Genomic DNA, 18,564 nt, shown 5'->3' on the forward strand with positions numbered 1-18,564 from the left:
TCCGGTCTTTACTACCTGAATCGGTTCTAAGCCGATCCCTCAGGAGAAAACTAGATGAGCATAGTTCGGACAGCATTACCCTTGGTTCTGCTAACCAGTGTGTTGACTGGTTGCGCAGGTTTGCAGAAAACCGACTGGCCGACCTGTGCGGCGGTCGGCGGTGTCGTCGGTGCCGGTATCGGCGCGACCGAGAGTTCGGCGTGGGCGGGGTATGGCGCGCTGCTGATCGGCGGCACGGCAGCCGCTTATTGCTGGGTGCACGGCGCAGTACCCGAGAAGTGCCCGGGCACACCCAAAGGCGTACCGGTCGATGCTGACGGTTGCCCTGTCGCCGCACCTCCTGCACCAGTGGTTGAAGAAGTCGTGGTGGTCAAGGAAGAAACCATCGTCATCCGCGATGTTCACTTCCAGTTCGACAAAGCCACGCTCACACCTTCTGACAAACAGGTCCTCGATAAAGTCGCTACTCGCCTGAAACAGGAGTCCTCTACCGCACGCCTGACCGTGACCGGTCATACCGACAGCGTCGGCCACGCTGCCTACAACCAGAAGCTGTCGGACAGACGCGCGCATTCGGTGGTGGAGTACCTGATCCATGATGGCGTACCGCGCAGCAGCTTCGTGTCTGTCACCGGTAAAGGCGCAAGCCAGCCAGTAGCCGACAACAAAACTGCGGATGGCCGCGCATTGAACCGTCGTACCGAAATCAAAATCGACCGTTAAACCCCTTCCGCGCCGCGGCTTGTGCAGTCGCGGATGCGGGTCTTTCACTCCTGTGTGACCGGTATGGGCCGGTCACACAGGAGCATTCACCATGAGCGTTCTCGCAAGGACTGTCCTGCCGGCTCTGCTGCTTGGCAGCCTCTTGACCGCTTGCGCTACTCACAGCGATGGCACTGCCCCTCTGAATCAACGTACCTGACCGATCTGCAGCGTTATCGGCGGCCTGGTCGGTGGTGGCCAGGGCGCTATCGAAAGTGGTGGCTGGGCCGGTGGCGGCGCAGCGCTGGGGATTCTTACCGGCGGACTGATCTGTTATGCCCAGGACGGCGATGAAGACGGCGACGGCGTATTCGACCGCCGCGACCGTTGCCCGGATACACCAGCCAATACCCCGGTCGACCACCGTGGTTGCCCGCTGCCGCAATATCCAGTCACCGAGAAAGTACCCGAGCCGGCGCCGCAGACTGAAGTGATCACCCTCAGCGATGCCGGCAACGTCCTCTTTGATTTCGACAAGTCCGACCTGACCCCGTCAGCGAAAGCGCAACTCGATACGCTGATGGACAAATTGCGCAATGCCGACGTGGTCAGTATCAAAGTCGTCGGTCATACCGACAGCAAAGGTTCGGATGCATACAACCAGGCCTTGTCGGAACGCCGTGCGAGCAGTGTCGCGGCGTATCTGCTGAGCCAAGGTCTGGCGCCGAACAAACTCACCAGTGAAGGGCGCGGTGAAAGCGAGCCGGTCGCCGATAACGCCACCGATGAGGGGCGCGCGAAAAACCGTCGCGTGGAGTTGCACATCAATCGTTAGGACGTGTCTGAAGGCCACGGGCTAGAGCTGCCGGGTGACGATCATCGTCACCTCGGCAGCCATCCGGCGCTTGGCAGAAGTTTTTTCATTTGCGCCTCTGGCTTATCCCCCGCAGAAGCCGTTACTGTGCATGCAAAGAATAATTCGCAACACGGGGGAGCGTATGAAAGTGTTCTGGGGGCTGGGGCGGTTATTGACCCTGCTGTTCTGCTGTGTGGTGCTGGCCAATCAACTGGTGCCGTTCGTACATCCGCTACACCTGCTGGTCAATCTGGCTGGCGGTCTGTTATTGCTCATCCATGTGCTTGAAGTGCTGCTGTGCAATCGCAGCCTCAAGGGTCGTGCGCATCCTTGGCGTGACCGTGCTCGCATTCTGCTTTTTGGCGTATTCCACCTGCAAACCATCCCGGCCCCGGCCGCTCCGGAGGCTTCTTCCCATGCGTAAACTCTGCTTGCTCGCTGCATTCATCAGTCCACTGGCCTGCGCTCAGGTGGTCAGCGTCGAAGCCAATTCGCTGATGCGTTTGCCCAACACGGCCGGCACCTTGCAGCTGGAAAAACTGGAAGTCGCCGATTACGGCACGTTGCTGATTCCATCGAACGTGACAGAGCTGAGCGTCGGTGAACTGCGTCTGGGCCATGAAGCGCGCATCGCGATCGTGCCGGGCGAACAGGCTTTGGACATGAAAGTCATTCGCGCAGAACTGAGCGATGGCAGCCAGATCACCGCGCGCGGTGCGCCGGGGACTTACGAAAAAGCCGCCCGTGCGGGGCGCAATCTGAATCTGCAGTTCAAGGCATTGAACGCGCCGCAACTGTTGGTCGATGCCCGGGGCGGCACCGGTGCGCCGGGTTTTGTTGGGCTTGATGGCGGAAACGGGGAAGATCCGGGCTGCACCTATGGCTCGGCCGGGCACGGTTTTGATGGCAGCAACGGCAGCGACGGTCAGCCGGGCGCACCGGGGGCGCTGGTACGCCTTGAAGTACCGCGTGAGTTTCCAGCCGAGCTGATCAAGGTCAATGTGGCTGGCGGCGCCGGTGGCCCGGCGGGTGTGGGCGGCAAGGCAGGCAAGGGTGGCAAGTCCAAGGGCTGCCTGGTGTATCGCGCAGATGGCGGCAAGAGTGGCAAGGCCGGGGTGGACGGTCAGCCTGGGCCTGTAGGGGCGCCAGGTGCCGTGACCGTGCAACGTCTGTAAAAGCTTTCCCTCACCCCAGCCCTCTCCCCGAGGGAGAGGGGGCCGACCGAGGTAACTCAGGCTATCCATCGACCTGAAAAACCTTGTCGATTATGGATTCAGAGAAAATCTCTCAAGTCGGCGTAACTCTGGAATATCCCCCATTCAGTTCCCTCTCCCTCCGGGAGAGGGTTAGGGCGAGGTAACTCAGGCTAGCCACCGACCTGAAAAACCGTGTCGATTATGGATTTAGAGAAAATCTCTCAAGTCGGCGTAACTCTTGAATATTCCCCATTAGTGCCCTCTCCGTCCGGGAGAGGGCGAGGTGACTCAGGCTATCCATCGACCTGAAAAACCTTGTCGATTATGGATTCAGAGAAAATCTCTCAAATCGGCGTAACTCTTGAATATTCCCCATTCAGTTCCCTCTCCGTCCGGGAGAGGGCGAGGTGACTCAGGCTATCCATCGACCTGAAAAACCCGTGTCGATTATGGATTCAGAGAAAATCTCTCAAGTCGGCGTAACTCTGGAATATCCCCCATTCAGTTCCCTCTCCCTCCGGGAGAGGGCGAGGTGACTCAGGCTATCCATCGACCTGAAAAACCTTGTCGATTATGGATTCAGAGAAAATCTCTCAAGTCGGCGTAACTCTGGAATATCCCCCATTGGTGCCCTCTCCCTCCGGGAGAGGGCGAGGTGACTCAGGCTATCCATCGACCTGAAAAACCTTGTCGATTATGGATTCAGAGAAAATCTCTCAAGTCGGCGTAACTCTGGAATATCCCCCATTGGTGCCCTCTCCCTCCGGGAGAGGGCAAGGTGACTCAGGCTATCCATCGACCTGAAAAACCTTGTCGATTATGGATTCGGAGAAAATCTCTCAAGTCGGCGTAACTCTTGAATATTCCCCATTCAGTTCCCTCTCCCTCCGGGAGAGGGTTAGGGTGAGGGTCTTTTGATTTTCAGATCATCGGTCTTGCGGCCGCAATCGCCACCAACACCAACCCGACAATCAGATTAATCCCCACCAACCGCCGAATCTTCCCAAGCGTCGCTGCGCCAGTCGGCCAATCCTGCGCCGCCACCGCTGTACGCAACTCCGGCAGCAACAACGCCTGAATCCGGATAAACAGCGCGGTCATCACCACATACAGCCCCATCATCACCTGCACATAGCGCGGCGCCGCTTCAAAGCCTGCGAACTGCAAATGAATCATGCCCACACCGCTGATCGGCAAAAGCACCACCGCCACCCAGACCCAGCGGAAAAAACCTTGAAACACTTCTACCCACAGCTTCAATCGGCCGGGGCCTTCCAGGGCCTTCATCGCCGCCGGGCGCAGGACCATCCAGGCGAAAAACATGCCGCCCACCCACACCAGGGCGGACAGGACATGCAGGGTATAAACGAGGCTAAAAGCGGTCATTGAGGTACTCCGTTCTGCGCGGGATTAATTAGCGCGGTATGATAGCCGCCCATCCGAACCACTGAAAATTTATCCAGCGTTTTTTGCGCCCGACAATCCATGATCAGTACCGAACTCAAAACCACGATCCAGGGCGCCTACTCGCGTTTTCTTGAAGCCAAGAGCCTCAAACCGCGCTACGGCCAACGCCTGATGATCGCCGAAATTGCCAAAGTCCTCGGTGACATCGACACCGACGACGAAGGCCGGCGCAGTGGCGACCCCGCGATTGTCGCGGTGGAAGCCGGCACCGGTACCGGCAAAACAGTGGCCTACAGCCTGGCGGCGATCCCGACGGCGAAGGCGGCGGGCAAACGCCTGGTGATCGCCACGGCCACCGTGGCCCTGCAAGAGCAGATCGTCTACAAGGATTTGCCTGACCTGATGCGCAACAGCGGGCTGAATTTTAGCTTCGCGCTGGCCAAGGGCCGTGGGCGCTACATGTGCCTGTCCAAGCTCGACATGTTGCTGCAGGAAGGTCACGCGCAAACCGCCACTGCGCAGCTGTTCGAAGAAGAAGGCTTCAAGATCGAGGTCGATGAGGCCAGCCAGAAGCTCTTCACCAGCATGATTGAAAAGCTTGCCGGCAATAAATGGGACGGCGACCGCGACAGTTGGTCCACCGCCCTGGAAGATGCCGACTGGGCGCGCCTGACCACCGATCACAGCCAGTGCACCAACCGTCATTGCCCGAACTTTGGCCAGTGCGCCTTCTACAAGGCCCGCGAAGGCATGGGCAAGGTTGACGTGATCGTCACCAACCACGACATGGTCCTGGCCGACCTGGCCCTAGGTGGCGGCGCCGTGTTGCCGGACCCGCGCGACACCATCTACGTGTTCGACGAAGGCCATCACCTGCCGGACAAGGCGATCGGTCACTTCGCTCACTACACACGCCTGCGTTCCACTGCCGACTGGCTGGAAGCCACCGCCAAGAACCTCACCAAATTGCTCGCCCAGCACCCGTTGCCGGGCGATTTGGGCAAGTTGATCGAGCAGGTGCCGGAGCTGGCTCGCGAGATCAAGACTCAGCAGCAGTTTATGTTCACTGCGTGCGAGCAGGTCGCCGATTTCAAACCCGGCGAAGACGTCGAAGGCCGTGAGCGGCCGCGTCACCGCTTCGTCGCTGGAGTGATCCCCGAGCACATGCGCGAGATGGGCGTCGAGCTGAAGAAAGCCTTCGCCCGCCTGACCGATTTGTTCACCCGCCTCACCGAGTTGCTCAAGGAAGGCATGGATGGCGAGGTCAACATCGGCATCGCCAGCAACCAGGCTGAAGAGTGGTATCCGTTGTTCGGCAGCTTGTTGTCGCGCTCTTCGGGCAACTGGGAGTTGTGGACCGCGTTCACCGCCGAAGACCCGGAAGACAACCCGCCGATGGCCCGTTGGCTGACCCTGGCCGAAAGCGGTTCGCTGTTCGACATCGAGGTCAACGCCAGCCCGATCCTCGCGGCAGAAATGCTGCGCCGCAATCTGTGGAACGTGGCCTACGGCGCATTGGTGACCTCGGCGACACTGACCGCACTCGGCACGTTCGACCGCTTTCGCATGCGCGCCGGCCTGCCGAAAAAAGCCGTGACGGCGGTGGTGCCGAGTCCGTTCCATCACGCCGATGCCGGTGTGCTGCGGGTGCCGGACCTGAAAGCCGATCCGCGTGACGCGCCGGCCCACACCGCCGCGATCATTCGCGATCTGCCGGCACTGGTCGAAGGCTCGCGCGGCACCCTGGTGCTGTTCTCCTCGCGCAAACAGATGCAGGACGTGTTCGACGGCCTCGACCGCGATTGGCGCAAACAAGTGTTCATTCAAGGCAACCTGTCGAAACAGGAAACCCTGAACAAGCACAAGGCGCGGGTCGATGGCGGGGATTCCAGCGTGCTCTTCGGCCTCGCAAGTTTTGCCGAAGGCGTGGACTTGCCCGGTGCGTATTGCGAGCACGTGGTGATCGCCAAGATTCCATTCTCGGTGCCCGACGATCCGGTGGAAGCCGCGTTGGCCGAATGGATCGAAGCCCGGGGCGGCAATCCGTTCATGGAAATCTCCGTGCCGGACGCCTCGCTGAAACTGGTCCAGGCTTGCGGTCGCTTGCTGCGGACTGAAGAAGACCGCGGCACCATCACTTTGCTGGATCGGCGTCTGGTCACCCAACGCTATGGCAAAGCGATCCTCAATGCGTTGCCACCCTTCCGACGTGAAATTTCCTGATACACGGGTGGGCAGTTTTGCCCAACCCGTTGTCTATTTCTCCGCCATCGCTTTTCCACTGGCCCATTGAGGTCGTTAGGGAGAATTTCGTTCTCATGATTCGTCGTTCGCTGCCTGCTGTATTTGCCCTGTTGTTCGCAACGCCCTTGCTGGCCGCTCCCGCAGGCCAACAGACGCTGTTTAACTTTGTGCGCCCCGCTGATGTGGTTTCGGTGGCGACCCAGGACGCCAGCCTGCCGCAATCCAACGCCGAACAAACGGCCGAAGGCGAAGTCTTGCGCCGGGTCACGTTCAACCCAGTGGCCCGGCCAACCTTGCGCCTGACCCCGCAAACGGGTGCCTGGGACTGGTCGCAGTCGGGTGTCATGAGCTTGCGGGTCCAGAGCGCGATGAACTGGGCCTTGACCCTCTACGTGACGATCCAGAGCAACGATGGCAAGACCCTGGTCAGCCGCGTCGATCTGCCGGCCGGCCCGGCGCAAACCCTGCTGGTGCCCTTGGTCGCCAGTTCGCCGTTGAGCCAAGGCATGAAGGCCGGTCCGCCGATGCCGATGACCTTTGACGGTCAGCGCGTGTTGCTGGCCAGCAGCGCCGGTGAGCTGGATCGCAGCCAGATCGTGTCGGTGACCTTGTCGATGGATCAGCCGAAAGTCGCCCAAAGCATCTTGCTGGAACGCTTCGGCGTGCAGGACGGCGCGGACGTGACCAAAGCCGCCTATGGCGGTTTGGTCGACGCTTACGGTCAATCGACCCGAGCCAAATGGCCAGAGAAAGTCAGCAGCGACGAGCAGCTGAAATCCGCTGCCGCGAAAGAACATCAACAGCTGAAAACCTGGCTGGCCGAGCGCGAGAAATCGTCCCTGGACCAATACGGTGGCTGGAACAAAGGCCCGGCGTTCAAGGCCAGCGGCTTTTTCCGGACCGAGAAACGCGATGGTCGCTGGTATCTGGTAACGCCTGAAGGACACCCGTTCTACTCACTGGGCGTGAACACCGTCGCCCCGGACGTCAATCAAACCTACATCGCCGGTCGCGAGTGGATGTTTGAAAACCTGCCAAAACCCGGCGAGCCGCTAGCCAGTCAATATGGCGAAGGCGACAACCGTGGCGGCAACGGCGCCGATCAGGGCCGTGCCTACAACGCCGGCCGTTGGTATGACTTTTACGGCGCTAACCTGCAGCGCCTCTATGGCGAACCTTGCGCACCGGGCAGCGACACCAAGGCCGGTGTTGCCGAAGCCGCCAAGGCCGACGCGGTTGCGGCGACAGTTGAGAAAGCCGCTGAACCGCCGGTCGTTCCTTCGGCTACCGAATCCGGTGTCGCCGAAGCTGCCAAGAACGGCGCCGTAGAAGCGACTGTCGCGAAAGCAGCCGAGCCAAAAACCACCGAGCGCTGCAAAGCAGTGGTTGATGAAAAACGCTGGGCCAGTCATACCCTGGATCGCCTGCAAGCCTGGGGCTTCAACACCATCGGCAACTGGAGCGCCCCGGCACTGGGCAATGCTGACCGCGTGCCGTACACCTTGCCGCTGTCGATCGTCGGCGATTACGCCAGCATCAGCACCGGAACTGACTGGTGGGGCGGCATGCCCGACCCGTTCGACCCGCGTTTCGCCATGGCCACCGAGCGTGCCGTGGCCATCGCGGCTCGGGATCACCGTGACGACCCGTGGCTGATCGGTTACTTCGCAGACAACGAACTGGCTTGGGCCGGTCCCGGCGATGATCCGAAATCCCGTTACGCCCTGGCCTACGGCACGTTGAAAATGACCACCGACGTGCCGGCCAAACGCGCATTTCTCAAGCAATTGCGCGACAAGTACCGCAACCAGGCGGGCCTGTCGAAAGCGTGGGGCATTGATCTGCCGGCCTGGGAATTGATGGAAGACCCGGGCTTCGAAGCGCCGCTGCCAAGCGCCGATCACCCGGAAATCGAAGCTGACTTCAAATACTTCCAGAAGGTCTTTGCGGACACCTACTTCAAGACCATTTCCGATTCGCTCAAGTGGCACGCGCCGAACCAGTTGTTGTTGGGTGGTCGTTTCGCCATCAGCACCCCAGAGGCCGTCGAGTCCTGCGCGCAGTATTGCGATGTGCTGAGTTTCAACATGTACACCCTGCAACCGCAGGACGGTTACGACTTCGCCAAGCTGCGTAGCCTCGACAAACCGGTGCTGATCACCGAGTTCAACTTTGGCTCGGCGGATCGCGGCCCGTTCTGGGGCGGCGTGACGCAACTGGCGAAGGAAGAAGATCGTGGCCTGGCTTACGCCAACTTCCTCAAACAGGCGATGAGTGAACCGTCGATTGTCGGTGTGCACTGGTTCCAGTACCTCGACCAACCGGTGACCGGTCGTCTGCTGGATGGTGAAAACGGGCACTTTGGTCTGGTGGGCATCACTGATCTACCATTCCAGGGTTTCGTCGACAGCGTGCGCAAAAGCAATTTGCTGGCCGTCGATCAACTGGGCAAAGAGGCCGAGAAAGCGCCCACTGCGGCCGGTCACGAAGCTGAGGGCGGGCGCAAGGGTGAGGCCGGCAAGGGTCCGGGCGCAGGGCATGCCGGCGGGCACTCAGGCAATGGTCACTGAGTCCTGAGGCACCGCGTTTTCGTTCTTCGTCGGAACGCCGCCGAGCAGGCTCGCTCCCGCACTGGATCTCTGTATCACTGAAGATCTGCTGAGGGAGCAAGCCTGCTCGCGAAGGCGTCAGCTGTCTCAACGAAAATTCCGAAATAACCGTCTAGCCCGCACCTGTTCCCAAAACCCTCCGGGGCTGGAACAATGCGGACCACTTTGTAGAGCGTTAATCCGGGGGAGTTGCGGGTGCAGATTCAGGGTCATTACGAGCTTAAGTTCGAAGCGGTGCGCGAAGCCTTCGCCGCGCTGTTCGACGATCCCCAGGAACGTGGCGCGGCGCTGTGCATCCAGGTCGGCGGTGAAACCGTTCTCGATCTCTGGGCCGGTACCGCCGACAAGGACGGCACCGAAGCCTGGCACAGCGATACCATCGCCAACTTGTTCTCCTGCACCAAGACCTTCACCGCCGTCACCGCGCTGCAACTGGTGGCCGAAGGCAAGCTGCAACTCGATGCTCCGGTTGCGCGCTACTGGCCCGAATTTGCCGCCGCCGGTAAAGAGTCCGTGACGTTGCGCCAATTGCTCTGCCATCAGGCCGGTCTGCCGGCCCTGCGCGAGCTGCTGGCCCCTGAAGCGCTTTATGACTGGCAAACCATGGTTGACGCGTTGGCCGCCGAAGCCCCGTGGTGGACGCCGGGCCAGGGCCACGGCTATGCCGCGATCACTTACGGTTGGCTGGTGGGCGAGTTACTGCGTCGTGCCGACGGTCGTGGGCCGGGGGAGTCGATTGTGGCGCGGGTCGCCAAGCCGTTGGGCCTGGACTTCCACGTCGGCCTGGCTGACGAAGAGTTTCATCGCGTGGCGCATATCGCACGGGGCAAGGGTAACGTCGGCGATGCTGCGGCCCAGCGCCTGCTGCAAGTGACAATGCGCGAGCCAACGGCCATGACCACCCGGGCGTTCACCAACCCGCCGTCGATCATGACCAGCACCAACAAACCGGAATGGCGGCGCATGCAACAACCCGCCGCCAATGGCCACGGCAATGCCCGCAGCCTGGCCGGTTTCTACGCCGGTCTTCTGGACGGTAGCCTGCTGGAAAGCGAAATGCTCGATGAGCTGACCCGCGAACACAGCCTCGGTGAGGACAAGACTTTACTGACCCAGACCCGTTTTGGCCTGGGTTGCATGCTCGATCAACCAGATGTCCCGAACGCTACTTACGGCCTCGGCCCACGGGCGTTCGGTCATCCGGGTGCGGGCGGCTCCATCGGTTTTGCTGACCCAGAACATGATGTGGCCTTCGGCTTTGTGACAAATACCTTGGGGCCGTACGTGTTGATGGATCCACGCGCACAAAAGCTCGTACGGGTACTTGCCGCTTGTCTGTAAAGCGATGCTGAAAGGTCCTGCACAGGAACCTCGTTACCTTTTTTGATTCAAAGCGTCTGTTTATGCGGTCCGTTGTGGGCGTGCATTTATTACTTCATTTTGTGGATATCCAATGTCATCTAATAAAACTCTCGCTTTGGCAGTGTGCTTCGCCATCACCGGTTGCGCACAAACTCCGCAAAATGACGCCGCGGGCGACAGCCACTGGTGGCAGTTCGGTTCCTCCGACAAAGTGGCGACCAAGGATTCGGCGCCAGCCGCCAAGCCTGCTGCGACACCTGCCGCTGCTCCGGCTCCAGTGAAAGCGGCCGCCGCCGCGCCGGTTGCCAAGGCTGAAAGCGCCAGCCATTGGTACTGGCCGTTCGGTTCCGATGACGGTGCCGCCAAGCCTGCCGCCACGCCTGACGTAAAAGCTGAAGTCAAACCCCAAGCCACGCCTGCCGTTGTGGCCAAGGCCGATGCCGACACCGGTAGCAAGTGGTGGTGGCCGTTCGGCGGCAAAGACCAACCTACCGCCAAAGTCGTGCCGATGCCGGACCCGAAAGTCACCCAGGCCTGGCTTGATGACTACGAACCGCGTCTGCGTGAAGCGATCAAGGACAGCAACCTGCAACTCGAACGCCGTGAAAACGTATTGGTCGTGATCGCGCCGATTGACAGCTCGTTCAACCCGAAGCGTCCGGGCATGCTGCTGCCGGTAACCCTTGGCCCGTTCACTCGCGTGGCGAAGATTCTCGAAGTCGATCCGAAAACCGCCGTGCTGGTCCTCGGTCACAGTGATACTACGGGCGTCGCCACGGATAACGTGAAACTGAGCCAGGAGCGTGCGCAATCGGTTGCAGCGATCTTCCGCCTCAGTGGTTTGCAGCGTGATCGCCTGATGTTGCGTGGCATGGGCGGTGACGCACCGCGTGCCGCCAACGACAGCCAGGAAGGTCGAGCCATGAACCGTCGTGTGGAACTGCTGGTGACCCCGCAAAACACCATGGTAGCGTTGCTGAGCAAGTACAACATGCCAGCTCCGGCGCCGATGACCATGATCGCTGCTCAGACCGTCAAGCCTGTGGCCGCGCCAGTCACACCTGCACCTGCCGCGACGAAAGCTGCTGTGCCCGCCACGAAAAAGGCTTCAGCCAAGAAAGCGGCGGCCAAGGCTCCAGCGAAGAAGGCCCCGGCCAAGAAGGCTGCAACCCCAGCCAAGAAAACGGCCCCGGTCAAAGACGCGTCTGACGACGGCAAAGTCGCTGACGCCAGCAAAAAGTAATTCGTTAACCAGAAGGAATGCGCCATGACCCAGGCCCTGGCTGATATGCGTCGCGACTACACCCGCGACGGCTTGACCGAGGCGCAAGCCCCGGCCGAGCCGTTCGCGCTGTTCCATCAGTGGTTCGCCGATGCGGTGAAAACCGAGCAGGTGCCGGTCGAGGCCAATGCAATGACCCTGGCCACCGTCGATCCGGACGGTCGACCGCATTGCCGCATTTTGCTACTCAAGGGCCTGGATGCTCAGGGCTTTACCTTCTTCACTAACTACGAAAGCGCCAAGGGCGAGCAGTTGGCGGCGAACCCGTTCGCCGCCATGACGTTTTTCTGGCCGACCCTGGAGCGTCAGGTGCGCATAGAGGGCCGCGTGGTGAAGGTTACGCCGCAAGAGTCCGACGCCTACTATCAGGTTCGGCCACTGGGCAGCCGCCTCGGTGCCTGGGCTTCGCCCCAGAGCCGCGTGATCGCCGGTCGTGGCGAGTTGGAAGACTTGCTCAAGGCTACCGAGCAGCGTTTCAGCGACACTCAACCTGACTGCCCGGAACATTGGGGCGGTTATCGTTTGCTACCCGAGCGCATCGAGTTCTGGCAAGGCCGTCCGAGCCGCCTGCACGATCGCCTCAACTACCGCTTACAGGGCGCTGACTGGATTCTTGAACGTCTGGCACCCTAAGCACTCTATCGACCGGGATAGCCTGCTGCAGCGGCTTCAAGCCACTGCGGCAGGTCTCGACGCTTGATTCTCTGCGCTTGAGCGTTCGCCAGTTGCTGGAGCATGAAGGCTTTTTTCTGCTCGTCCTTCCCGGCCAAGGCTAACGCCAGATCGCGGTCCATCCAGCGTTTGATCCGTATGTACAGCCACCCGTGGAAGTACAAACCGGCCAGCGTCGTGACCACAATGATGAAATAATCCATGAAAATCCTTGGCTCAACGGCGCAGTTTTAGTCATTTGACGCTACTGTGTTGTCAGTTCAGAGGCGCCTGTACCGGGCCTGAATGAAAACAATTTTATCCGGGCGATGCCGTGACAGGCGTCAAGCTGCGGAGTTTAATGAATACCTGTCCTTTGGAGTTGATGCTATGCGTAAGTCTGTTCTGCTGGTTGCTTCCTTTTCCACGATGGCGATGTTGCTCACCGGCTGCCAATCGAGCCTGACCGGTGACTCCTACTCCCGTGACGAAGCGCGTCGCGTGCAGACGATTCGTATGGGTACCATCGAATCCCTGCGCCCAGTGAAAATTGAAGGCACCAAGACCCCAATCGGCGGCGTAGCCGGTGCCGTGGTCGGTGGTGTTGGCGGCAGCGCCATCGGTGGCGGTCGCGGCAGCATCGTGGCAGCGGTAATCGGTGCCGTTGCTGGCGGTCTGGTCGGTTCGGCTGCTGAAGAAGGCCTGACCCGCACCCAAGGTGTGGAAATCACCGTTCGTGAAGACGACGGCAGCATGCGTGCCTACGTCCAGGAAGTTCAGCCAAACGAAGTGTTCCGTGTGGGTGAGCGCGTGCGCATCTCCACGGTTGGTGGGACTAGCCGCGTTTCGCACTAAGCGGGAGCGAGTAACAAGACGAAACCCCGATCAGGTGACTGGTCGGGGTTTGTTTTTTGCTTTCAGCTCGTTGAGTCAGTAATCGAAACAGGTTCCCATGAAGTAATCCAAGCCTTTCGGGAAGCTCTCGTTGAGAAGAGATTCCAGAGCAGCTATTTGATCCGTGCTCAATAACAACTCGCCAGGCTCCAGTTCACTCACAGGTTTGGACTCAATGAGTTGTGCGACTTTCTCATTCATCTCGTTACCGGTGATGTACCGCTCGAATTGCAAGGAGTCGTCCTGAACTTCATCAGGAAAAAATCCGGTGATCGAAAGGTAGCGCATACGGTTAATCAGCCTTTTTTCGCTATTAGCTGTAGTCAAACGAAATTTGATAGTCGTTGGTACTCAGGGTGATTTGATGTTGAAAGTTCGGCTGAATGATAGCAACCCACTTTTCGGTAACATTGAAGCTCCCATTACCAGACCCACCAATGGCGTAATCACTGCGGTGGATACAATTGCGGGCAGCGCTTCGAAAGCCGAACCCGCCAACGCAAAACTGCCAAATCCTGGAGGGATGGCCGTTGCACCGATTTTCTAGAGATGCACTGCGCCGCGTTCATCGGCTTCGCGAGCACCGAGCCAGGCGACTTCCCCGTAATCCTTGAGGCTGTCGGTCGGCACCATTCCCGAAGGGTTGGAATAATCGATGATCGCGTCCGGCAAGTTGCAGGATTTGGCGAAGACGCAGCCGGCCCGAACGGTTTCGTCCTTTGACGAGACGACCGTAAGACTGCGTTCGAAGGCGTCTTGCCTGGCAAGCATGGCGTCGTAGGCGCTTTGCCTGGCGTCCCGCGCGGCCAGCTCGGCGGCAGTCATGAAGCGATGGGTGACGTGATGGCCGTCACCCGACGGTGAATTTTTAACCCGGGGAATGTCCTTGTTGCCAGCCACTGATTATCCTTTCATTCGTCCATCGGCAGCCCCCTTAAAGGGACTGCACGACGTTAACGAACGTGGCTAACCGTGGCTGTAGGACGAGTCTTCAATGTCCTGAGGAGTATTCTCTGTTTCTCAGGATTGCAGCGCGGCACTCTTTCGACTCGCCGCCGCCGTCACCGCATAACCGATCAACGCAGCCAGAATCGAACCGGTCAGAATCCCCATCCGGTCCATCCCAGCGTATTCACTGGCGCCCGGCACAAACGCCAGGGAACCGACAAACAGGCTCATGGTGAAACCAATCCCGCAGAGGATCGCCACACCCAACACCTGGCCCCAGTTGGCGCCTTGGGGCAGGGAGGCGATGCCGATTTTCACCGACAGCCAGGTCAGGCCGAACACGCCGACGGTCTTGCCCAGCAGCAGGCCGGCGGCGATGCCCATCGGTACATGGTGGGTGAAGCTTTCCACGGTCACGCCACTGAGGGACAGGCCGGCATTGGCAAAGGCAAACAGCGGCAGAATGCCGTAGGCCACCCACGGATGCAGGGCGTGCTCCAGCGTCATCAACGGTGAAGGCTCGGCGTTTTTGGTGCGCAGTGGAATGCAGAAGGCCAGGGTTACGCCGGCCAGTGTCGCGTGGACACCACTCTTGAGCACGCAGACCCACAGGATCAGACCAATGAGCATGTACGGCCCGAGCTTGACCACGCCGAGCCGGTTCATCGCGATCAGCGCGACGATACAGGCGCCGGCCAGTGCCAGGGACAGGGTCGACAGCGTGCCGGAATAGAAGATCGCGATGACGATGATCGCACCCAGGTCGTCAATGATCGCCAGGGTCATGAGGAACAACTTCAGCGACACCGGCACGCGCTTGCCCAGCAGGGCGAGTACGCCAAGGGCGAAGGCAATGTCAGTAGCCATCGGAATCGCCCAGCCACCCAACGCCACCGGGTCGTCGCGGTTGAGGAACCAGTAGACCAATGCTGGCACGACCATGCCGCCAATCGCCGCCGCGCCGGGCAGAACGATCTGCGACGGTTTCGACAGTTGGCCGTCGAGGACTTCGCGCTTCACTTCCAGGCCGATCAGCAGGAAGAACATCGCCATCAGGCCGTCATTGATCCACAGCAGCAAAGGCTTGGCGATTTTCAGCGCGCCGATCTGGGCCACCACGGGGGTGTCCAGCAGGCCGTTATAGAGCCACGACAGCGACGAGTTGTTGATGATTAAAGCCAGGGCTGCAGCGGCGATCAGTAACAGACCGCTGGCAGCTTCCAACTGAAAGAAACGCGTGAAAGTGCTACGCAGAGGCAAGGTCGCTCTCCATCGATAAATTCAAAAGGTGGCACACCCTAACCCGTACCGTTAGTTGTTAAAACAAAAGTTATATTCTTTTTTGTTATATGTCGTTACAGCGCAAGCGGTGGGCACGATCCTGAGCCTAGCAGTTGTCCGGCGTATTGGACCTCAGCTGTATCTGTGCGTGATGCAGGAATTTTCCTAAGCTTGTGGGCTGAGCCTTGAAACAAGGCCGACTCTTGCCTGATTCAACGAGATCACCACCATGAGCGACAATCGACAGTGGGCCCGCGAAGCCATCCGGATCATCGAAGCTGACTTCCAGCGCAGCGCCGACACCCACCTGATCCCCTTGCCGCTGCCGGGCTTGCCGGGCATCGAGTTGTACTTCAAGGATGAGTCCAGCCACCCCACCGGCAGCCTGAAACATCGGCTGGCCCGTTCGCTGTTCCTCTATGCGCTGTGTAACGGCTGGCTCAAGCCCGGCGCGCCGGTGATCGAGGCGTCCAGCGGTTCGACGGCGATTTCCGAGGCGTATTTCGCTCGTTTGCTCGGTTTGCCGTTTATTGCGGTGATGCCGGCGACCACCTCCAAAGAGAAGATCGCGCAGATTGCTTTTTACGGCGGCAAGAGCCATCTGGTGGACGATCCGACTCAGATCTACGCCGAATCCGAGCGCCTGGCGCGCGAAAACGATGGCCACTTCATTGACCAGTTCACCTACGCCGAACGTGCGACCGACTGGCGGGCGAACAACAACATCGCCGAATCGATTTTTCAGCAGATGCGCTTCGAGCAGCACCCGGAGCCGAGCTGGCTGATTTCCAGCCCTGGCACCGGCGGCACCACTGCAACCCTGGGCCGTTACGTGCGTTATCGTCAGCATTGCACTCGAGTCCTGTGCGCCGATGCCGAGCGCTCGGTGTTCTTTGATTACTACCTGACCGGCGACGCCAGTCTGCGCCTGGACTGCGGTTCGCGGATTGAAGGGATTGGTCGGCCACGGGTGGAAGCGTCGTTCCTGCCCAAAGTGATCGATGCGATGGTCAAGGTGCCGGACGCGCTGTCCCTGGCAGCCATGCATTACCTGGCGCAGCGCTTGGGCCGGCGAGTGGGCGGGTCGAGCGGGACCAACCTGATCGGCGCCTTGATGGCGGCCCAGCAGATGGTTGCGGCGGGGGAGTCGGGGTCGATCGTGGCGATTCTGTGCGACGGCGGCGAACGCTACGCCACCACCTATTACGATCAGGATTGGCTCAAGGGCCAAGGGTATGAACTGAGTGGCTTGATCGATGCGGTGGCGGCGAGTGTCGAGCGCGGCGAGCCGCTGCCGGCCAGCGTGCTGCGCGCCAATATCTGACACAGCCCTTGTAGGAGCAAGGCTTGCCCGCGGAGACGGATTCAGATTCAACATTAAGCTGGCTGATCTGTCGCCTTCGCGGGCAAGCCTTGCTCCTACAGGGGGTGGCGCCAGTCAGTCAGTAAGGCCGAGGATGTCGCGAGCCACGGCTTCGGCAATCCGAATCCCGTCAACACCCGCCGACAAAATCCCGCCCGCATAACCCGCGCCTTCACCGGCCGGGAACAAGCCTTTGATGTTCAAGCTCTGCATCGACTCGTTGCGGGTAATCCGCAACGGCGACGAAGTGCGCGTCTCGATACCGGTCAACACCGCGTCGTGCAGTGAATATCCGCGAATCTGCTTCTCGAACGCTGGCAATGCTTCACGAATGGCTTCGATGGCAAACGCCGGCAAGGCCAAGGCCAGATCACCGAAGGCAACGCCTGGTTTGTAGGACGGTTCGACGCTGCCCACCTCGGTGGACGGTTTGCCGGCAATGAAGTCCCCGACCAGTTGCGCCGGGGCTTCGTAGTTGCTGCCACCGAGCACAAAGGCGTGGGATTCCAGGCGTTCCTGTAGCTCGATGCCGGCCAGCGGGCCGCCCGGGTAATCGACTTCCGGGGTGATCCCGACGACGATCCCGGAGTTGGCGTTGCGCTCGTTACGCGAGTATTGGCTCATGCCGTTGGTGACTACGCGACCCGGCTCGGACGTCGCCGCTACCACGGTGCCTCCCGGGCACATGCAGAAGCTGTAGACCGAACGACCGTTCTTGGCGTGGTGCACCAGTTTGTAGTCGGCAGCGCCGAGTTTCGGGTGGCCGGCGTATTTTCCCAGGCGCGCGCGGTCGATCAGCGACTGTGGATGCTCGATGCGGAAACCCACCGAGAACGGCTTGGCTTCCATGAACACGCCACGGCCGTGGAGCATGCGGAAGGTGTCGCGGGCACTGTGGCCGAGGGCCAGAATCACGTGTTTCGAATGGATCTGCTCACCGCCATTGAGCTCGACGCCGACCAGTTGGCCGTCCTCGATCAATACATCGGTGACCCGCTGCTGGAAGCGTACTTCGCCGCCCAATGCGCGGATCTGCTCGCGCATGTTTTCCACCACGCCGGTCAGACGGAACGTACCGATATGCGGTTTGCTGACGTAGAGGATTTCTTCCGGCGCGCCGGCTTTTACGAATTCATGCAGGACTTTGCGACCGATGAACTTCGGGTCCTTGATCTGGCTGTAGAGCTTGCCGTCGGAGAACGTCCCAGCGCCACCTTCACCAAACTGCACGTTGGATTCAGGGTCGAGCACGCCTTTACGCCACAGGCCCCACGTGTCCTTGGTGCGCTGACGCACTTCGGTGCCGCGCTCGAGGATGATCGGCTTGAAGCCCATCTGCGCCAGCAGCAGCCCGGCGAAGATCCCGCACGGGCCAAAACCGACGACGATCGGGCGTTGCGCAAGATCGGCCGGTGCCTGGCCGACCACTTTGTAACTGACATCCGGCGCCACGTTGACGTTACGGTCATCGGCGAACTTGTGCAGCAGCGCCGCCTCATCCTTGGCGGTGAGGTCGATGGTGTAGATGAAGCACAGTTCGGAGGATTTTTTGCGCGCATCGTAGCTGCGCTTGAACAAGGTGAAATCGAGCAGGTCATCACTGGCGATGCCCAGGCGCTGCACGATGGCAGGGCGCAGGTCTTCTTCGGGATGGTCGATCGGCAGCTTGAGTTCGGTGATTCGTAACATGACAGGATCCGGTTCGCGGGGCGCACAACTGCGCCAAGGCGTTTGAAGGCGGCGATTATAAGCCCCAAACGCCGGTCTCG

General features: G+C 60.2%; 16 protein-coding genes and 2 pseudogenes. 11 read left to right on the forward strand and 7 right to left on the reverse strand.

Features of this window, described 5'->3' with window-relative positions:
- The first annotated feature begins 54 nt into the window (after positions 1 to 54).
- The 4 genes and pseudogenes from JFT87_RS11135 to JFT87_RS11150 all read left to right on the forward strand — a co-directional run bounded on the left by JFT87_RS11135 (position 55) and on the right by JFT87_RS11150 (position 2,733).
- The gene (locus tag JFT87_RS11135; RefSeq protein WP_201201249.1) at positions 55 to 723 is read left to right on the forward strand and encodes an OmpA family protein; all 669 of its coding nucleotides are present in this window, start codon (positions 55 to 57) and stop codon (positions 721 to 723) included.
- Between the two features lie 91 nt (positions 724 to 814).
- Positions 815 to 1,537 (forward strand): annotated as a pseudogene (locus tag JFT87_RS11140) (OmpA family protein).
- Between the two features lie 163 nt (positions 1,538 to 1,700).
- The gene (locus JFT87_RS11145) at positions 1,701 to 1,982 is read left to right on the forward strand and encodes a DUF1145 domain-containing protein (RefSeq protein ID WP_201201251.1); all 282 of its coding nucleotides are present in this window, start codon (positions 1,701 to 1,703) and stop codon (positions 1,980 to 1,982) included.
- The gene (locus JFT87_RS11150) at positions 1,975 to 2,733 is read left to right on the forward strand and encodes a collagen-like protein (RefSeq protein WP_201201253.1); all 759 of its coding nucleotides are present in this window, start codon (positions 1,975 to 1,977) and stop codon (positions 2,731 to 2,733) included. Before JFT87_RS11145 ends, JFT87_RS11150 begins: the two co-directional genes overlap by 8 nt.
- A 942-nt stretch (positions 2,734 to 3,675) precedes the next feature.
- Here the strand turns inward: JFT87_RS11150 and JFT87_RS11155 are convergent.
- Complete coding sequence (locus tag JFT87_RS11155; RefSeq protein WP_201201255.1) at positions 3,676 to 4,140, reverse strand: CopD family protein; 465 nt, start codon at positions 4,138 to 4,140, stop codon at positions 3,676 to 3,678.
- 99 nt (positions 4,141 to 4,239) lie between these two features.
- Here JFT87_RS11155 and dinG point away from each other — a divergent pair, with 99 nt between their 5' ends.
- The 5 genes from dinG to pdxH all read left to right on the forward strand — a co-directional run bounded on the left by dinG (position 4,240) and on the right by pdxH (position 12,291).
- Positions 4,240 to 6,384: an ATP-dependent DNA helicase DinG gene (dinG, locus tag JFT87_RS11160; RefSeq protein WP_201201257.1), complete on the forward strand. Its 2,145-nt coding sequence runs from the start codon at positions 4,240 to 4,242 to the stop codon at positions 6,382 to 6,384.
- A 95-nt stretch (positions 6,385 to 6,479) separates the two neighbouring features.
- The gene (locus JFT87_RS11165) at positions 6,480 to 8,975 is read left to right on the forward strand and encodes a beta-agarase (protein ID WP_201201259.1); all 2,496 of its coding nucleotides are present in this window, start codon (positions 6,480 to 6,482) and stop codon (positions 8,973 to 8,975) included.
- Positions 8,976 to 9,209: 234 nt separating this feature from the next.
- Positions 9,210 to 10,355: a serine hydrolase domain-containing protein gene (locus JFT87_RS11170; RefSeq protein WP_201201261.1), complete on the forward strand. Its 1,146-nt coding sequence runs from the start codon at positions 9,210 to 9,212 to the stop codon at positions 10,353 to 10,355.
- 112 nt (positions 10,356 to 10,467) lie between these two features.
- Positions 10,468 to 11,619, forward strand: coding sequence for an OmpA family protein (locus tag JFT87_RS11175; RefSeq protein WP_201201263.1), 1,152 nt, complete (start codon positions 10,468 to 10,470; stop codon positions 11,617 to 11,619).
- Positions 11,620 to 11,643: 24 nt separating this feature from the next.
- Positions 11,644 to 12,291, forward strand: a complete 648-nt coding sequence (gene pdxH / locus JFT87_RS11180; protein ID WP_201201265.1) for a pyridoxamine 5'-phosphate oxidase — start codon at positions 11,644 to 11,646, stop codon at positions 12,289 to 12,291.
- A 5-nt stretch (positions 12,292 to 12,296) separates the two neighbouring features.
- On the opposite strand, the gene JFT87_RS11185 is transcribed toward pdxH, so the two are convergent.
- Positions 12,297 to 12,533, reverse strand: coding sequence for a hypothetical protein (locus tag JFT87_RS11185; RefSeq protein ID WP_201201266.1), 237 nt, complete (start codon positions 12,531 to 12,533; stop codon positions 12,297 to 12,299).
- Between the two features lie 166 nt (positions 12,534 to 12,699).
- On the opposite strand from JFT87_RS11185, the gene JFT87_RS11190 reads away from it, so the two are divergent.
- The gene (locus JFT87_RS11190; RefSeq protein ID WP_201195394.1) at positions 12,700 to 13,164 is read left to right on the forward strand and encodes a glycine zipper 2TM domain-containing protein; all 465 of its coding nucleotides are present in this window, start codon (positions 12,700 to 12,702) and stop codon (positions 13,162 to 13,164) included.
- A gap of 75 nt (positions 13,165 to 13,239) precedes the next feature.
- On the opposite strand, the gene JFT87_RS11195 is transcribed toward JFT87_RS11190, so the two are convergent.
- The 4 genes and pseudogenes from JFT87_RS11195 to nhaA form a co-directional block, all read right to left on the reverse strand.
- Complete coding sequence (locus JFT87_RS11195) at positions 13,240 to 13,491, reverse strand: pyocin S6 family toxin immunity protein (RefSeq protein ID WP_201201267.1); 252 nt, start codon at positions 13,489 to 13,491, stop codon at positions 13,240 to 13,242.
- A 25-nt stretch (positions 13,492 to 13,516) separates the two neighbouring features.
- A complete protein-coding gene (locus JFT87_RS28820) occupies positions 13,517 to 13,663 on the reverse strand; it encodes a colicin E3-like toxin immunity protein (protein WP_446739730.1) in 147 nt (48 codons plus the stop codon).
- Positions 13,612 to 14,103 (reverse strand): annotated as a pseudogene (locus JFT87_RS11205) (toxin); the annotation flags it as partial. The pseudogene JFT87_RS11205 and the gene JFT87_RS28820, both read right to left, overlap by 52 nt.
- Before the next feature lie 120 nt (positions 14,104 to 14,223).
- Positions 14,224 to 15,411 carry a Na+/H+ antiporter NhaA gene (gene nhaA, locus JFT87_RS11210; protein ID WP_201201269.1) on the reverse strand — a complete coding sequence of 396 codons (1,188 nt, stop codon included), beginning with the start codon at positions 15,409 to 15,411 and terminating at the stop codon, positions 14,224 to 14,226.
- 250 nt (positions 15,412 to 15,661) lie between these two features.
- Between nhaA and JFT87_RS11215 the strand changes: the two genes are divergently transcribed.
- Positions 15,662 to 16,756 carry a PLP-dependent cysteine synthase family protein gene (locus JFT87_RS11215; protein ID WP_201201271.1) on the forward strand — a complete coding sequence of 365 codons (1,095 nt, stop codon included), beginning with the start codon at positions 15,662 to 15,664 and terminating at the stop codon, positions 16,754 to 16,756.
- Positions 16,757 to 16,870: 114 nt separating this feature from the next.
- On the opposite strand, the gene JFT87_RS11220 is transcribed toward JFT87_RS11215, so the two are convergent.
- A complete protein-coding gene (locus tag JFT87_RS11220; RefSeq protein ID WP_201201273.1) occupies positions 16,871 to 18,484 on the reverse strand; it encodes an NAD(P)/FAD-dependent oxidoreductase in 1,614 nt (537 codons plus the stop codon).
- Positions 18,485 to 18,564 lie beyond the last annotated feature (80 nt).

Source organism: Pseudomonas sp. TH15 (assembly GCF_016651105.1).
Taxonomy (GTDB): domain Bacteria; phylum Pseudomonadota; class Gammaproteobacteria; order Pseudomonadales; family Pseudomonadaceae; genus Aquipseudomonas.

Coding starts and splice junctions, on each gene's coding strand:
- JFT87_RS11145 (WP_201201251.1), top strand. CDS start 1,701: ATGAAAGTGTTCTGGGGGCTGGGGCGGTTATTGACCCTGCTGTTCTGC.
- dinG (WP_201201257.1), top strand. CDS start 4,240: ATGATCAGTACCGAACTCAAAACCACGATCCAGGGCGCCTACTCGCGT.
- JFT87_RS11155 (WP_201201255.1), bottom strand. CDS start 4,140: ATGACCGCTTTTAGCCTCGTTTATACCCTGCATGTCCTGTCCGCCCTG.
- JFT87_RS11185 (WP_201201266.1), bottom strand. CDS start 12,533: ATGGATTATTTCATCATTGTGGTCACGACGCTGGCCGGTTTGTACTTC.
- JFT87_RS11215 (WP_201201271.1), top strand. CDS start 15,662: ATGAGCGACAATCGACAGTGGGCCCGCGAAGCCATCCGGATCATCGAA.
- JFT87_RS11165 (WP_201201259.1), top strand. CDS start 6,480: ATGATTCGTCGTTCGCTGCCTGCTGTATTTGCCCTGTTGTTCGCAACG.
- JFT87_RS11190 (WP_201195394.1), top strand. CDS start 12,700: ATGCGTAAGTCTGTTCTGCTGGTTGCTTCCTTTTCCACGATGGCGATG.
- pdxH (WP_201201265.1), top strand. CDS start 11,644: ATGACCCAGGCCCTGGCTGATATGCGTCGCGACTACACCCGCGACGGC.
- JFT87_RS11150 (WP_201201253.1), top strand. CDS start 1,975: ATGCGTAAACTCTGCTTGCTCGCTGCATTCATCAGTCCACTGGCCTGC.
- JFT87_RS11135 (WP_201201249.1), top strand. CDS start 55: ATGAGCATAGTTCGGACAGCATTACCCTTGGTTCTGCTAACCAGTGTG.
- JFT87_RS11220 (WP_201201273.1), bottom strand. CDS start 18,484: ATGTTACGAATCACCGAACTCAAGCTGCCGATCGACCATCCCGAAGAA.
- JFT87_RS11195 (WP_201201267.1), bottom strand. CDS start 13,491: ATGCGCTACCTTTCGATCACCGGATTTTTTCCTGATGAAGTTCAGGAC.
- JFT87_RS11175 (WP_201201263.1), top strand. CDS start 10,468: ATGTCATCTAATAAAACTCTCGCTTTGGCAGTGTGCTTCGCCATCACC.